This is a genomic window from Pantoea sp. SIMBA_079, from assembly GCF_046940275.1.
GTDB classification, from domain to species: Bacteria; Pseudomonadota; Gammaproteobacteria; order Enterobacterales; family Enterobacteriaceae; genus Pantoea; species Pantoea borealis.
Genome location: NZ_JAWRYR010000518.1, coordinates 1 through 259, shown reverse-complemented (window position 1 = coordinate 259; position 259 = coordinate 1). Strand labels below are relative to the sequence as shown.

Sequence of the window (259 nt, the reverse complement as noted above, 5' to 3'; positions counted from 1 at the left end):
GCGGCAATTCACATTTAATTTATGAATGTTTTCTTAACATCGCGGCAACTCAAGAAACGGCAGGTTCTCTCACTGAATCAGGCTGTTAATCATAAATAAGACCACGGGCCACGGAGGCTATCAATGTTGAGTATTTTTAAACCAGCGCCACACAAAGCGCGCTTACCTGCCGCGGAGATCGATCCGACTTATCGTCGATTGCGCTGGCAAATTTTCCTGGGGATATTCTTTGGCTATGCGGCTTACTATTTGGTTCGTA

Annotated in this window: 1 protein-coding gene; it reads left to right on the top strand. The window is 45.6% G+C overall.

Features of this window, described 5'->3' with window-relative positions; translation table 11 throughout:
• Window positions 1-123 precede the first annotated feature (123 nt).
• Window positions 124-259: glycerol-3-phosphate transporter domain protein (locus SB719_RS21025; RefSeq protein WP_412159866.1), on the top strand; the 136-nt coding region annotated here is incomplete at its 3' end.